This is a genomic window from Streptomyces sp. NPDC054757 (assembly GCF_053612185.1).
In genome coordinates this window covers 29,934-43,971 of sequence record NZ_JBSHBW010000034.1, presented here as the reverse complement: position 1 = coordinate 43,971, position 14,038 = coordinate 29,934, and the positions used below count along the sequence as shown (strand labels likewise).

At 72.8% G+C, this 14,038-nt stretch carries 12 protein-coding genes; 4 read left to right on the top strand and 8 right to left on the bottom strand.

From position 1 onward, the window contains the following. Positions 1–143: 143 nt before the first annotated feature. From ACWGKJ_RS29850 to ACWGKJ_RS29835, 4 genes are all read right to left on the bottom strand, one after another. Positions 144–1,250, bottom strand: a complete 1,107-nt coding sequence (locus ACWGKJ_RS29850) for a PDR/VanB family oxidoreductase (RefSeq protein WP_385027392.1) — start codon at positions 1,248–1,250, stop codon at positions 144–146. Between the two features lies 1 nt (position 1,251). After that, a complete protein-coding gene (locus tag ACWGKJ_RS29845; protein ID WP_385027389.1) occupies positions 1,252–2,235 on the bottom strand; it encodes a metal-dependent hydrolase in 984 nt (327 codons plus the stop codon). A 144-nt stretch (positions 2,236–2,379) separates the two neighbouring features. Next, entirely contained in the window at positions 2,380–4,320 is a 1,941-nt protein-coding gene (locus ACWGKJ_RS29840) for a hypothetical protein (RefSeq protein WP_385027435.1), read from the bottom strand. A gap of 72 nt (positions 4,321–4,392) precedes the next feature. Further along, positions 4,393–7,491, bottom strand: coding sequence for an alpha-N-acetylglucosaminidase (locus tag ACWGKJ_RS29835; protein WP_385027386.1), 3,099 nt, complete (start codon positions 7,489–7,491; stop codon positions 4,393–4,395). Between the two features lie 408 nt (positions 7,492–7,899). On the opposite strand from ACWGKJ_RS29835, the gene ACWGKJ_RS29830 reads away from it, so the two are divergent. Beyond that, the gene (locus ACWGKJ_RS29830) at positions 7,900–7,980 is read left to right on the top strand and encodes a tryptorubin family RiPP precursor (RefSeq protein ID WP_371540459.1); all 81 of its coding nucleotides are present in this window, start codon (positions 7,900–7,902) and stop codon (positions 7,978–7,980) included. A gap of 103 nt (positions 7,981–8,083) precedes the next feature. Beyond that, positions 8,084–9,133 carry a cytochrome P450 gene (locus ACWGKJ_RS29825; RefSeq protein ID WP_385027383.1) on the top strand — a complete coding sequence of 350 codons (1,050 nt, stop codon included), beginning with the start codon at positions 8,084–8,086 and terminating at the stop codon, positions 9,131–9,133. Between the two features lie 60 nt (positions 9,134–9,193). Here the strand turns inward: ACWGKJ_RS29825 and ACWGKJ_RS29820 are convergent, their stop codons facing one another. From ACWGKJ_RS29820 to ACWGKJ_RS29810, 3 genes are all read right to left on the bottom strand, one after another. Then, entirely contained in the window at positions 9,194–9,841 is a 648-nt protein-coding gene (locus tag ACWGKJ_RS29820; RefSeq protein WP_385027380.1) for a response regulator transcription factor, read from the bottom strand. Then, on the bottom strand, positions 9,805–11,094 hold the full coding sequence (locus ACWGKJ_RS29815; RefSeq protein WP_385027377.1) for a sensor histidine kinase: 1,290 nt from the start codon (positions 11,092–11,094) through the stop codon (positions 9,805–9,807). The genes ACWGKJ_RS29820 and ACWGKJ_RS29815 overlap by 37 nt, the downstream gene beginning before the upstream one ends. Before the next feature lie 234 nt (positions 11,095–11,328). After that, positions 11,329–11,874 carry a winged helix-turn-helix domain-containing protein gene (locus tag ACWGKJ_RS29810; protein WP_385027374.1) on the bottom strand — a complete coding sequence of 182 codons (546 nt, stop codon included), beginning with the start codon at positions 11,872–11,874 and terminating at the stop codon, positions 11,329–11,331. 406 nt (positions 11,875–12,280) lie between these two features. Between ACWGKJ_RS29810 and ACWGKJ_RS29805 the strand changes: the two genes are divergently transcribed. Continuing rightward, positions 12,281–13,201 carry a Gfo/Idh/MocA family protein gene (locus ACWGKJ_RS29805; protein ID WP_385027371.1) on the top strand — a complete coding sequence of 307 codons (921 nt, stop codon included), beginning with the start codon at positions 12,281–12,283 and terminating at the stop codon, positions 13,199–13,201. A gap of 85 nt (positions 13,202–13,286) precedes the next feature. Here ACWGKJ_RS29805 and ACWGKJ_RS29800 read toward each other — a convergent pair whose 3' ends face one another. Next, complete coding sequence (locus ACWGKJ_RS29800; RefSeq protein ID WP_385027368.1) at positions 13,287–13,646, bottom strand: ArsC/Spx/MgsR family protein; 360 nt, start codon at positions 13,644–13,646, stop codon at positions 13,287–13,289. A 131-nt stretch (positions 13,647–13,777) separates the two neighbouring features. Here ACWGKJ_RS29800 and ACWGKJ_RS29795 point away from each other — a divergent pair, with 131 nt between their 5' ends. Further along, positions 13,778–14,035, top strand: a complete 258-nt coding sequence (locus ACWGKJ_RS29795; protein ID WP_385027365.1) for a hypothetical protein — start codon at positions 13,778–13,780, stop codon at positions 14,033–14,035. The last annotated feature ends 3 nt before the right edge of the window (positions 14,036–14,038 follow it).

The following is a 14,038-nucleotide window of genomic DNA, read 5'->3' as shown; positions in this document are numbered from 1 at the left end:
GACGGACGCGCCGTCGGCCCTCCGGGGCGGCACGCCGCCAGACAACGTTGTCAACGACGTGAGGATGCTCCTCCTGCCGCTCCGGGGTGTCAAGGCTCCCCGGGCCTCCGGGGTCCGCCCCCGGGCCCGGGGGCCGTCCGCCGCTACAGGTCCAGGACCAGCCGTCCGCCCCGCGCCCGGGACACGCAGATCAGCATCGACCCGACTCGCTCCGGGTCCGTCAGCAGTTCGTCCCGGTGGTCCACCTCGCCCTCCACGACGCTCTGTTGGCAGGTCCCGCAGAAGCCCTGCTCGCAGGAGTACGGCACATCCGGCAGCTCCGCGCGGACGGCGGCCAGCACCGTGGAGTCCGGCGCGACCGTCACCGACCGTCCGGAGCGGCGCAGTTCCACCTCGAAGCCGGCCGAGTCCGCAAGGGCGGCTGCCGGGCCGGCCACCGGTCCGGCAGCCGGGGCGAACCGCTCCAGATGGAGTGCGGCCCTGGCGGGCAGCGCGTCCGACACGGCCGTGAGCAGACCTTCCGGGCCGCAGCAGTAGTAAGCGGTCCCGGGCGGATCGGCTCCGAACTCCAGCTCGGGGTAGCCGAGTTCGTCCTCCGGCACGACTGTCACCCGGCCCTGGTCAGCGCCGCCGAGCTCCACCGCTTCGGCGAGGAAGGGCATGGAGGCGCGGGTACGCCCGCAGTACACCAGCCGCCACCGCGCGCCCGCCGCCTCGGCCGCCCGGACCATCGGCAGGACCGGGGTGATCCCGATGCCGCCCGCGACGAAGACGTACGAGGCGGACCGGGTCAGCGGGAAGCGGTTGCGGGGCCCGCGGACCTCGACCTCGGTGCCTTCGTGGAGCTCTTCATGGACCTCGCGTGAGCCGCCCCGGCCGTCCTCGATCAGCCGGGTGGCGACCGTGTACGCCTCCCGGTCGGCCGGGTCGCCGCAGAGCGAGTACGGGCGGACAAGCCCGGAGGGCAGCACCAGATCCAGATGGGCGCCGGGTGCCCAGGCGTCGAGCCGCTCACCGGTCGCGCTCACCAGCCGGAGCCGCACCACACCTTCGGCCTCCGGGGTGCGCTCGGCTACCAGCAGCCTTCTGGTGGCAGTCCGGTGGCGGCCACGGCTGGAGACCGGGGTCTCCAGCGCGGGCAGCGGCCAGAGCGGGGAAGCGGCGATGCGGCGGTGCAGGGCCCGCTTGACCAGCAGGGCCGCACCTGCGGCCAGGACGGCGGTACGGATGCGGGGCAGCGGTGGCGCCATCTCAGTGCGCTCCGTTCGCGGCGGGGGAGTGCCCGGAGTCCGATGCGGCGGGGGAGTGCCCGGAGTCCGATGCGGCGGAGGGCCCGGAGTCCGCGGTGGTCGGGGGTCCGGCGTTCGCGGCGGGGGAGTGCGCGAGGTAGGCGACGGCCTGCGCCGTACTGCCCTCCTGCGAGGGGTGGTACGTACGGCTCAGATAGCCCGGCACCGACCGGGCGATGGCCCCGGTGGTGGGCAGCAGCCCCTGCTTGCCGCGCCGGTGGTAGGCCCGCAGGCTCGCCCGGCCGTCCACCAGGAGCGGATCGTTCTCCATGAAGAACCTGACGCCGCGCTGCCAGAGGAAGACCAGTGCGGAGAAGGCGGTCGCCCAGGTGCGGACCCTGCGGCGGTAGCCGCCGTCGATGTGCTGGAAGACCTCGAAGGCGACCGACCGGTGTTCGACCTCCTCGGCGCCGTGCCAGCGCAGCAGATCGAGCATGGTGGGGTCGGCCCCGCGCCGGTCGAGCGCCTCCGCGTTGAGCACCCAGTCGCCGAGGAACGCCGTGTAGTGCTCGATCGCGGCGATCGTCGCGACCCGCTCCCGCAGCCACCACCGGCTCGCCCGGCCGGGCGGCAGCGTCCGGTCGCCGAGCAGTTTCTCGAAGAGCCAGTCGACCTGGGCGGTGTACGGGGTGGGGTCGAGCCCCTGCGCCGCGAGATGGGGGAGCACGTCGTCGTGCGCCTGCGAGTGCATCGCCTCCTGGCCGATGAACCCGATGACGTCCTCGCGCAGCCGCTCGTCCCGGATCAGCGGCAGCACCTGCTTGTAGACGTGCACGAACCAGCGTTCACCCGCCGGGAGCAGCAGGTGCAGCACATTGATGGTGTGGGTGGTGAACGGGTCGCCGGGCACCCAGTGCAGCGGGGTGTCCGCCCAGTCGAAGGAGACCTTGCGGGCCTTGAGCGCTATGTGCTCCGAAGCCACCGGGACGGGCTGCGTATTAGACATGGCGTCAATGTACCGACGGGTACGGCCGGGGAACAGGGCCTGTGCACAGCTGCCCGGCCGGACGGGCCTCAGCCGCACCTCCGCCTCAGCCGCACCCCAACGTCAGCCGCACCCCGCCTCTGCTGCGTCACCGCCTCCGCTCCGTCACCGCAGCGCCCCGACGCGGGTCCCGTCCGTGAGTCGTCCGGTCAGCTGTGCCTTCGCGCCCCGCTTCGCCGGCACGGCGAGCAGCCGTCCGTCCGCGCTGCCCGTGACGCCGCCCGTCGTGGCCAGCGACGCGAACTGCCCACTGCCCGCGGCCAGTACGTACCACTGGCCCTCGTGCGACTTCCACAGCACACCTGCCAGTACCTGCGGCTGCCGCCTGCCGCAGGCCGCCGAGTTCTCGGCGCGGGCCACCACCGTGTCCGGCCCCCGGCCGCCTTCCGGAGCGGGGACCCGGAACTGCGCGAACACCCGGGTCCCGGTCCCTGACCAGGTCTCCGCGCGGGTGCAGAGCCAGGCCGCGAGACCGCCGTCGGATGGCAGCTGCTGCGCCGCGAACTGCCAGGAGTTCACGGTACGTACGCCGTGCGAGCGGACCGCGGGAAGCAGACAGGCGGTGTGCGCCCAGCTCGCGAGATCCGCCGCGCCGCGCACATCGTGCGGCCCGGCGGGCGGGCCTGCCAGCAGCCGGGCCGGGGGCAGCTCGCCCAGGTCGGTCAGCAGATGGGTGCCCGCGCCGTCGCTCAGCGCCAGCGCGTTCCAGGAGGTGCAGTTACGGGAGAGACCCGGGCCGGGCACCGGATCGGTGACGCCGTCGGCCGAGCGGGCCAGCGGCCGCACCTCTTTCGACGGGGCGAGCAGGTCCCGTACCCCGGCGCCGTGCACCCAGGGCGCCGTCAGATAGCGGACGTTGCCGTCGGTCCGGCCGACGACCAGGGCATCGGACGCGGTCTCGTCCGCGCCGTCCACCCGCGCGAAGTCCAGCGCCGCGCCTCCGCCGCCGTCCTTCGCCTCGGCGTACCGCACCACCCGCAGCCCGTCGTAGAACAGCACCACCACCGCGTCGTCCACCGTGCCCGCGTACAGCAGCTGAGGTGCGCCCATCGGCGGCCCGGTGGGGGTGCCGGGGGTCGCCGACACCTGTACGGAGTCTCCGGGTCCGGCCCAGACGGCGAGTGCGCGCCGGAGCAGCGCCGGATCGCCGGTGCGGTCGCCGCGCGCGGGCCACACCGAGAAGTCGGTACGGGCCGAGGACTTCCAGGCGGCCCCCGCGACCCGGGTCAGCCGCGCCGGATCCAGCGCCCGCGCGGAGACCGGACTCGCGGTGGCGGCCGGCGCCGCGTGGTGCCCGGCGCCCAGACCACCGGCCGGAAGGACGAGCAGCGCCCCGCACACCAGCACGGCCGCCGCCGCGGCCAGCGCACCCGCGCCGCGGCGTCTGCGGCGTACCAGATCGGTCGGCCTGGCCTGCAGCGAGCAGGGGTCGAAAGCGGCGGATGCCAGCAGTCCGTGCTGCGCCGCCGGGCCGTCCGCCCGGTCGAGCGCCGTCCGCGGGTCGGCCACTCCCGCGGCCTCCAGGACCCGCCGTACCCGGGTGTCGTCGAGCCCTTCGAGACCGCGCAGCGCGTACGCGGCGCGTGCGGGTCCGGAGAGGGCCGAGAGCCGCTGGTCCAGGGCGAGTTCATCGGCGCCGCCGGACTTCGGGAAGAGCCGCAGTCCCCAGACCTGGGGCAGCAGCGGGGGCAGCTGGGCGCGGCGGGGCCAGGCGTTCCACCGCCGGGGCCGTGCCACATCGAGCGCCGCCGCCACCACCCGGCCCCGTACATAGGCGTAGGCCGGATCGCAGCCGTCCGCACGGCGGGGCGCCGGAAGGGGCTCGGCGGCACCGGACCGCCGTCCGCGCGGCAGCGCCCGCTGTGCGAGGGCGTGCGCGGTGAGCACCCGGCGGTTGCGGCCGAGCGAGGGCGGCAGGATCAGATACGCCAGCCGAACCAGCCGGGGGTAGTGCTCGACGAGTGCGGCCCCGGCCTGTCCGGCATCGACATCGGCGGCATCGGACGCGGAGCGGCGGTTGAGATCCAGTGGCGGCACATTGAGCAGAACGAACGAATCCGGGGATGGTCACCGGAGGCCCCGCCGCCCGGCGCGGCGCGCGGAGGCCCCCGGCGCCGGTCAGCTCAGCGACCAGCCGCTGAACTCGACGGTCCCGCGCGCCCCGTTCCCGCCGTTCGTCGCGCTCATGAAGATTCCCACGTCCTGGCTGCCCGCCGCGCTCGGCACCCCGACGGTGGCGACCGTGCGCCAGGAGGCCCCGTCGTCCGTCGAGCAGGAGCCGGTGTACGTGGTGCCGGCCCGGGAGAGCCGCAGCAGGACCGGCGCCTTGATCCCGGTGACGCGCTTGTACGTGTCCAGCGCGCCGTCGCCGTTGGTGTCGTACGACAGCACGATCCCCTGGCCGGGTGTCGCCGCCAGGTTCAGGAAGCCGGCCGAGCCCGGGGCGTCCAGGCTGTTGCGTACGACGAGACCGCACCGGGCCCAGGTCCCGGTGTCCTCCTGGGAGTCCACCCGTACGGTGACGCTCGTGCCGTCGGTCATCGCTCCGGCGCGGAACGCGGTGCCGAACTGGGTGGTGCCCTTCCACAGGTCCTGTCCGCCGCCGTTGATCGCCAGCCGCTCGCCCAGCTGCCCGAACACGGCGTCGTTGCCGGTGTACGTCCGCCACCCGGCGGCGAGCGGCGCGGCCACATACACCGCGCTCCGCTCCCGCACGTCCACCTGCTTCCCGCCCTGCGGCCCGAACCGGGTCAGCAGCGTGTACGGCATCGGGCGCAGCGGGGAGGTCAGCGGTTCGGAGGGTGCGGTGACCTGCCAGGAGACCGAGCCCGAAGCGCCGGGAGCCACGCTCTCCAGCGAGGTGGCGCCCTTCGGCTGCGCGGTCAGGCCGGTCAGGCTGAAGTCGACCTGGCCGGTCGCCCGCAGCCCGTTGAGGTTGCGGAAACCGGCCGTCACCGTGCCGGTGCTGCCCGGCGTGAACGCCACCGGCCGGGCGGAGACGGTGGCCGTGCCCTGGTACGGGGCGGTGGCCAGGGTGTCGTGGACACGCTGCGCGATGCGGTACGCGTCACCGGTGGCCGCGACCGGATAGGTGTTTGTACGGCGGGTCCAGGACTCCTCGCCGGGGTACCAGTCGAAGGTCTTCGGCTCCCGGCCGTCGGCGAGCGCCGACGCCAGTTCGTCCAGGTACTCCTGCCACTGCGGCAGATGGACATCGCTGAGCAGCCCGTGCCAGTCGCGGTTGGCGTAGTTGCTGAGATGGCCGGCGGCGCGGTCGGCCCAGGTCGTGATGAGGGTGCGGGCCGTCCACTCCAGCTGCACCACCTCGGTGGGGCTGGTGGCGAACCGCTTGGCCTCCTCCAGCCAGGGCCCGAGCAGGAACGCCCGGTGGCAGCCGGCCAGCGTGTCCGCGAGCCGCATCAGCTTCAGCCAGAGCGCCGACAGCTCACGGAAGGCGGCGGTGTCCTTGCCCGTGTAGGCGGAGCGCAGCTGCGGCAGCAGGATCCGGCCCCGGTCGGCGAGCGCCTGCCGGGCGAGATCGGTGAGGTCGTAGCGGTACGCGTCCGAGCCGCGCAGCGGTGCCCCGACCCTGAGGAGCGCGGCGAACGCGGTGTCGAAACCGGCTGGGTCGAAGGCGGACTTGACGGAGGCGGTGAGGCTGGGCCGGCGGGCGAAGAGCGAGTCGACCGGGCGGCCATCGGTGGTGGTCAGCTGGTAGGCGGTGGTGGCGAGCGCGGCGAACGCCTGCCGCGCGGCGCGGTCGTCACCGCCGTAACGTACCCCGGCGTACCGGTCGAACCACGCGGCCCTGTCGATCTTCTCGGTGCGCCAGGCCAGTTCGCTGAAGAGCTCGAAGGCGGCCGGGTCGCGCTCGGCGGCCTCCGGCATGTACGCGGTGCCGGCCAGGGCACTGTCCGGCTTGTCGCGCCAGGCCGTGAACTTCTCCGTCCAGCGGTCGGTGTCGGCGCCGATCGTCGTACGGCCGCCGAAGTCCGGGATGGAGCCGAAGGCGTACGGCGCGCCGCCCCAGTCCTTCTCACGGTCGGTGACGGTGTCGATGTCGGAGAGGCCGTCGACGATCAGGATCCGGTCGCTGTCCACGGCGTCGAGCAGCGTGGCGCGCGGGTTGACGCCCCAGCCGAGGATGACCCAGGTGGCGTCGGGGTGTGCGGTGCGCAGCGCGGTCTCGACGGCGCGGGCGGCGTCGGCGACCGGGACGTCACCCGGGGTGCCGCCCTCGTGGAGCAGGTCCATCTTGAAGTGCGCCGCGTCGCCGAAGAGTTCGGACTGGTGCCGGTAGAAGGCAGCGGCGACCCGGTCGAACACCTCGCTCCGCGGGTCGAGCCAGTCGGGGCGCCGCAGCCCGTTCCAGGTGCCCTGCGGGACGACGGCGGCCCCGGGGTTGCGCTCGGGGAACCCGTCGGGGACGGTCCCGAAGTAGCCGGGGAAGACCGGGTGCATGCCCAGCTCGCGCAGCCGGTCGGCGATCTTCCGGCCCAGGGCGGCGCGCCGGTCGATCAGGGCGGGGGAGAGCGGGCCGCCGTAGCCGCTCATGTTCTGCAGCAGCCACCACGGCTGGTGGGAGGGGGCGGGCAGCCAGGTGCGGGCCTCGGTGTCGGAGTATCCGAAGTCCTGGAGGAGCCGGTGGTAGACCGCTTCCTGGCCGGGCGTGATGAGGACCTCGTTGCAGCCGTGCAGGGCGAGCACGTCGAGCGTCCGCTCCCAGTGCGCCCAGTCCGCGTACGGCGCGGTGTACCCGTCGTGGGTGTCGTTGAGGGCGAAGCGGTGCGGGACGGTCGCCGACTGCTGGACGCCTCTGCCGGGGGCGGGCAGTCGCCCGGGCAGGTCCAGCTGCGAGGTGTTCCACGAGATGTGCGCCCGGCAGACGTACTTGAGGTACCAGTGGACGCCGGTCAGTGCCACGGCCGGGCTGGTGGCGGCGACCTGGATACGGCCCGCGGAGCCGGTGACCCGGAAGCGTTCCCCGCCGGTCAGCGGGGTCAGTGTGAACTGGTCGGCGTGGAGCGGCAGCAGACGCTTCAGGGCCGCGCGGGCCGGACCGGTGTCGAGTGGCTCGGGGGCGGCGGCGGAGAGGCTCCGGGGCCGGGCGGCGGGTGCGGGGACGGCCGCCGCGGCCGGGGTCCGCGCGCCGATCGCGGCGCCGGCGCCGATCGCTCCCGCGGTGCTCAGCAGCGTACGTCTGGACAGCTCGTGCATCGGCACTCCTCGTATTGCGCGTCACTTGGTGCGTCACTGCTGCTGACGGTCCGTGCGATGACAGATGCATGCGCACGGTAATGACGAGCAGGGGGTGGAGCAATGGGGCGCACGGTATGAGTGCGGAGAAGCCCCCCGGTTCCACCTTTCGGCCCGCCCGGCCGCAGGATTGACGGTCCCGGGTTCTGGGTATTGGCGCGCCCTGAATCCGGGTGTCAACGCGCCCCGGACAGGTCATGTTTGTTCCGTTGGCCGTTGTTCTCGGTCCGCGGGGGACGAAACATATAAAGTGGCGGTACCGGTGAGTGATCTGCCTCACGTTGACGTAACTTGCCTGCTGGGATTCACTTTTGCCGCCGGGTTGGCAAATCCGGACCAGTCAGTTCGCCGTCAATCGGAGGTGCTGTCATGAAGCTCATTCACTCCCTCAAGAACAAGATCAGGCCGGAGAAGAGCCTGAAGTCGTACGCCTGGTACATCTGGTACTGATCTGCGCATTTGTTCGTCCTGTGCCCGGCGGAACCGTTGCCCGGCAACGGTTCCGCCGGGCAACGGCCTTTTGCTCCTGCCTTTTGCTCCTTGGAGATCTCCGATGAACATTTCCGGTACGGCCAGAAGTGCCCGGACCACGGTCTTCACGCCGAGAATCGACGATCTCCTGCGCAAGCACCGGGGTGCGGACGCATTCCGTCTGGATCCCGGAACCGTTGGCGTTGCAGGGCCCGAACTGATCGATGAAATACTGCGCAGTAGACCGGCGAATGAATTCGAGCGGCCGACGTTCAAACCCCTCAAGGGGAGGTCCATCACCCGGCCGGAATCATCCGCGCTCATGCGCGCCATCTCGCAGGACGTCAAAACAGCACTGAAAAAGCAGGATCCTGAAGGGGTCGATCTCTCCGGGGAATGGCCGCACGTGGGCCATATCTATCTGCGAGACCTGGTTTTCGGTTCGGATCCCCTCCGGTACCGGGCGCTCATGGACCGCAGACTGGAGTGGACGACGGCACTCACCTGGACCGTCATCGGGACGGGCGCCGCGCTGCCCGGCAGCCCCGGCCCGGACGCGCCGGTCTCCCATCTGGCGAAGCTGACCGCGGAGGCCGGGACCTACGAGGGCCGGCGCCACGCCATGGGTATGTACCGGCGGGCAGCGGCGCCCATCTGCTTCACGGTCTCCACCCTGGTCGCCAACGCGCTCTGGCTCGGCTCACCCTTCGCCGACGACGTGTCCAATCGGGACATCCTGCTGGAGACGCTCCGGCTGCTGCCGCCGTCCTGGAACCTGCTGCGGGTGGCCTCGCCCGAGTTCGCGGCCCTGGACGACCGGATCGGCGAGCGGGACGACGTCCTGATGCTCCCCCTGCTGACCCACCGCTCTCCCGCGATCTGGGACGACCCCGACACGTTCCGCCCCGACCGGTGGACCGGGGCCGACCCCGACAACCACCCGGGATACCTGCCCTTCGGCCACGCCAACGAGCGTTGCTGGGGACGGCACATGGTCATGCCCCTGGCCGAGCGGCTGCTGAACCTGCTGCGCGCCCAGAACCTCGCGGTGGCCCCCGACCAGACCTCGGCACGGGTCCCGCTGGCCGGGCTGCTGGGAGTCACCGGCGTACGGGTCACCCGCCACCGGTAGACGGACGACGGGCCGGCCCTGCGGGGCCGGACCCCGCAGGGCCGGGCCGCGCGGCGCCGGTCACCCCTGGTCGAGATAGGCGAGCACCGCGAGCACCCGCCGGTTGTCGTCGTCGGACACCGGCAGGCCCAGTTTGCCGAAGATGTTCGACGTGTGCTTGGCGACCGCCCGCTCGGTCACCACGAGCTGGCCCGCGATGGCGGCGTTGGAACGCCCCTGCGCCATCAGCTCCATGACCTCCCGCTCACGCGGGGTGAGGCTGCCCACCGGTCTGTCCTGGGCGTGCCGGGACAGCAGCTGCTGGATCACCTGCGGGTCCATCGCGGTGCCGCCCGCCGCGACCCGGCGTACCGCGTCGATGAACTGGTCGGCGTCGAACACCCGGTCCTTCAGCAGATATCCCACCCCGCCCGTGCCGTCCGCGAGCAGCTCACGCGCATAGAGCTGCTCGACGTGCTGCGACAGGACCAGCACCGGCAGTCCTGGTCTGGCCCGCCGGGCGGCCAGGGCGCACTGGAGGCCCTCGTCCGTGTGGGACGGCGGCAGCCGCACGTCGACCACGGCCACATCCGGCTCCAACTCCGCGAGTGCCCTGGTCAGTTCGGGTCCGGTGGCGACCGCCGCCGCGATCTCGAAGTCGTACGCCTCCAACATCCGGACCAGGCCGTCTCTCAGCAGGAAGAGGTCTTCGGCGAGGACAACGCGCACGGAATCTCCATCGTCACCATGGTCGGACCGCCCACCGGGCTGTTGACGGCCAGTACGCCGTCGAATGTACCCAGCCGGCGTTCGATTCCGCTCAGCCCTGAGCCTCTTCCCACGGACGCACCCCCGTGGCCGTCGTCCGTGACCGACAGCCGCAGCATCCCCCCGGTGTGGTGGATGTCGACCCATATCCGGTCCGCGCCCGCGTGCTTGACGGCGTTCGTCAGGGCTTCGCTGACCGCGAAGTACGCCGCCGACTCGACCGGCGCCTCCGCGCGGCCCGCCATGTCCACCTCGACCGCGGTGGCCATCGGCAGCCGCAGCGCCAGGGCCCTGACCGCGTCCTCAAGTCCGCGTTCGGCGAGCACCGGCGGGTGGATCCCGCGCACCAGGTCCCGCAGCTCCGTCAGGGCCTCCGCCGACGACTCCCGGGCCATCGACAGCATCTTCCTGGCCTGCGCCGGGTCCTTCTCTATCAGCGCCTCGACGGTGGAGAGATTCATGCCCATCGCCACCAGCCTGGCCTGCGCGCCGTCGTGCAGATCCCGCTCGATACGGCGCAGTTCGGCGGCCGAGCTGTCCACGGCGTCATGGCGGGTCGCGGTGAGCCGGTCGATGCGCTCGCCCAGCTCGGCCTCCCTGGTGGGGGCCAGCGCCGACCGGGTGACGCGGAAGTGGGCGCGGATCAGCTGCGGCCCGTAACGCAGTCCGACCACGATCCAGCCGATCCCCACCAGGGCGGCGAGCGCTGCGGTGCTCCAGCCGTCGACCCGGACGAACTCGTACCAGTACCCGCCGCCCGCACGGACGATCGGCCTCCACAGCCCGAGCGGGAGCAGGATGCCGAACAGCCCCTCGCCGAACAGCGACGCCGGCAACAGCGCGGTGATCGCGCCCGCCGTCATGTCGATCAGCAGCCAGCGCAGATCGCGCCAGGTGGCCGGGTCCTGCATCAGCACCTTGCAGCGCTCCACCCGACCGACCGGGCCGGAGCGCGGGCGCTGAGAGCGCGGCCGGGGTATGACCGGGATTCGGATGCCCGCCCACTGGGCGGCCAGCAGCCGGCGCCGGTCGGCGTGCGCCCGGACCAGACCGAGGAGGGCCGGTGTGGTGAGGATCCCGACACCGACCGGGATCAGCGCGATCGATGTGACGACCAGGGTGAAGAGCGTGATCGAGCCGATGAGAGCCATCCCGGTCAGCGCCAGGCCCCGTACGGCCGCCACCCCCGCGTCGCGTGCCTTGTCCGCCCTCATCGGTGTCCCTCCCGTCCCTGGCCGGGTGGTCGCCGGCCCGGACACCAGTGTGGCCGTACCGGGGCGCCGGTGGCACTGGCCCGCACCCCCGGGTTCGGGGTGTACCTGGCACCACCCCCGCCCCCGCACCGCGGTTCGCGGCGGGTGAGGCGAATCGGCCGACGGCGACGCGCCGAGGGGTTCCGGGCACCGGGGGACCCGACGCGCCGAGGGCCCCGGCAGGGGCCCGGCCGATCAGGGCGCGTACTTGTACCCGACGCGGCGCACCGTACGGATCGTCTGCCGGTGCTCGGCGCCCAGCTTGCGGCGCAGCCGGGCCACATGGACGTCGACGGTTCTGCCGTCGCCCACATGCCCGTACCCCCACACCGTGGTCACCAACTGGTCGCGGCTGTGCACCCGGTGGGGGTGCGCGACGAGATGGGCGAGCAGCTCGAACTCCAGATACGTGAGGTCCAGCGTCCGCCCGTCCACCGAAGCGGTGCGCTCCTCGCTGTCGATCCGCACCGGCCCGTCGGAAGCGGCGGGCGCGGGCACGGGTCCCGGCTGGTGGTCGGCGGGCACCAGCACCAGATAGCCGACCATCGGCGGCTGTCCCGGCACGGTGGGCAGGGTGTGCTGGGGCGCGGGCAGCCAGGTGGCACCGGGCGGCAGGAAGTCGGCGACCGTGACCACCTCGTCACGGTCGACGGAGCGCAGCCGGTGCCGGGGGGAGGGGAGAGAGGCGGCGGTCGCTGCGGGCGCGGCGGTCACTGCGGAGAAGGAACGGGTGTCAGCCATGAAGGGTCAGCTCTTTCGCGCGGAGAGGTCGTCGAGGGACGTACGTCGTGCGCGCCGGCCGAAGGCTTCGAGAGGAGAGAGGCGTTAGAGAGCCGGCGCCTTGGTCGCACGGCAACACACGCGGTCGAAGTCATGGTGCTGACGGGACGGCCAGAACGGTTCGAGGTCGAAGCGACCGGTCGAGGTGTTCTGCTGGCGGGCCATGTGCCCATTGAACCAGATACGGCGGGGCGGCAGCAGGGGCTCCCGGCAAAGGAACGGTCCGGGGGCGCAGGCCCGGCGGGGCTGACGGCCCCAGCAGCTCCCGAGGACGCGGCACCGCGATCCGCGGTCTCCGGGCCGTTGCCCGGCCGTGAGCGGGGTGTTTCACGGTCCGCGCCGGATCCGATGGCCGACACTGGCCGGTATGACGAAGCCATCTCGTACGAGGCCGCGCATCGGTCTGCTCGGTACCGGCCCCTGGGCCCAATCCACCCACGCCCCCGCGCTCGCGGACCATCCGGAGATCGAGTTCAGCGGCGTCTGGGGGCGCAGGCCCGACGCGGCGCGTGTTCTCGCCGCCGAGCACGGGACGACCGCATACGACGATACGGAGGCGCTCTTCGCGGCGAGCGACGCGGTCGCCCTCGCCCTCCCGCCGGACGTCCAGGCCCCGCTCGCGGCCTCCGCGGCCGCGGCCGGCTGCCATCTGCTGCTCGACAAACCGGTCGCCACGACGGTCGGCGGCGCACAGGAGGTCGTGGCGGCGGCCGAGCGCTCCGGCGTCGCGTCCGTGGTCTTCTGCACCCTGCGCTTCACCCCGGGGGTGGCCGAGTGGATCGCCGGACAGGCCGCCCTGGACGGCTGGTTCACCGGCCGCGCGGAGTGGCTCGGGGCGCTCTTCTCGCCGGGTGCGGACAGCCCGTACGCGGCGTCCCCGTGGCGCAGGGAGAAGGGCGGGCTGTGGGACGTGGGCCCGCACGCGCTCTCCGTACTGCTCCCGGTGCTCGGCGACGCGACGCAGGTCACCGCGGCCGGCGGCGCCGATGACACCGTCCATCTCGCGCTGCGCCACACATCGGGCGCCTCCAGTTCGGCGACGCTCAGCCTGAGCGCGCCCGCCGAAGCGGCGGGCGCCACCGTCGAGTTCCGCGGCACCCATGGGGTCGCGGTGCTGCCGGAGGGCCGCGGTGGCGGTGCGCGGGTGCCGTTCGCCGCCGCGGTCGACGCGCTGCTCACCGCCGTACGCACGGGTGAACCGCACCCGTGCGACGTACGGTTCGGCCTGCGGCTGACCGAGATCCTGGCGGACGCCGAGCGGCAACTCGGGCAGCGGCGGCCGGAGTAGGCGGCCGGGGCGCAGCCCGGGGCCGCCGCCCCGGCCCGGCAGCGGAGTGCCGGACCCGCAGGCCCGGGGCCCGCCCCTCAGAGGCTCACCGCCCGAGCGCGTCCCGTACCGCTTCCTCCGTACGCGCCACCACCGCGGTGCCGTCGTCCGTTGTGATGATGGGCCGCTGGATCAGTTTCGGATGCCCGGCCAGCGCGGCGATCCACCGGTCCCGGGCCTCCGCGTCGCGCGGCCACTCCTTCAGCCCGAGCGCCTTGGCGTCCGGCTCCTGGGTCCGGGTGATGTCCCACGGTTCGAGCCCGAGCCGGCCGAGCACCGCCCGGATGTCGTCCTCGTCCGGCACGTCCTCCAGGTATCGGCGGACGGTGTACGAAGCACCTTCCGCGTCCAGCAGGTCCACCGCGCCGCGGCACTTCGAGCAGGCGGGATTGATCCAGATCTCCATGGGGCCAAAGGTACGCGAGGGACCGCCCGGACCCCTTCTGGCCAGGGGCTTCTGTCAGTGGTGGGCAGTAAAATAGGGGTAGTTCGGGAGGGTCCGCGAGGGCCCTTGTCACCAGCACCTGGAGGTCGCCGATGGCCGTAGCCATGTTCCCGACGCAGTCCCTGGTCAAGAAGCCGCTGCCCGCAGGAAAGCCACGTGACTGGTATGTCTCGCACAACCGCAGGCTGAAGGCGATGCGTCTGGCCATCGCGCTCCTCGACACCGGTGTCTACCGCCCCGGTCAGGCACCGAACCGGAAGATACGCGCCACCGCCGCCCTCGCGGGCATCCACCCGCCGTCCGACGCCACCTGCCGCATGGTGCGCGTCCTGATCCGCCTCGGTCGCTGAGCA

Bases quoted from the DNA above. Each gene is read 5' to 3' on its own strand.
- ACWGKJ_RS29810 (WP_385027374.1), bottom strand. From the start codon at position 11,874: ATGGCTGACACCCGTTCCTTCTCCGCAGTGACCGCCGCGCCCGCAGCG.
- ACWGKJ_RS29850 (WP_385027392.1), bottom strand. From the start codon at position 1,250: ATGGCGCCACCGCTGCCCCGCATCCGTACCGCCGTCCTGGCCGCAGGT.
- ACWGKJ_RS29815 (WP_385027377.1), bottom strand. From the start codon at position 11,094: ATGAGGGCGGACAAGGCACGCGACGCGGGGGTGGCGGCCGTACGGGGC.
- ACWGKJ_RS29800 (WP_385027368.1), bottom strand. From the start codon at position 13,646: ATGGAGATCTGGATCAATCCCGCCTGCTCGAAGTGCCGCGGCGCGGTG.
- ACWGKJ_RS29825 (WP_385027383.1), top strand. From the start codon at position 8,084: ATGAACATTTCCGGTACGGCCAGAAGTGCCCGGACCACGGTCTTCACG.
- ACWGKJ_RS29795 (WP_385027365.1), top strand. From the start codon at position 13,778: ATGGCCGTAGCCATGTTCCCGACGCAGTCCCTGGTCAAGAAGCCGCTG.
- ACWGKJ_RS29805 (WP_385027371.1), top strand. From the start codon at position 12,281: ATGACGAAGCCATCTCGTACGAGGCCGCGCATCGGTCTGCTCGGTACC.
- ACWGKJ_RS29830 (WP_371540459.1), top strand. From the start codon at position 7,900: ATGAAGCTCATTCACTCCCTCAAGAACAAGATCAGGCCGGAGAAGAGC.
- ACWGKJ_RS29835 (WP_385027386.1), bottom strand. From the start codon at position 7,491: ATGCACGAGCTGTCCAGACGTACGCTGCTGAGCACCGCGGGAGCGATC.
- ACWGKJ_RS29845 (WP_385027389.1), bottom strand. From the start codon at position 2,235: ATGTCTAATACGCAGCCCGTCCCGGTGGCTTCGGAGCACATAGCGCTC.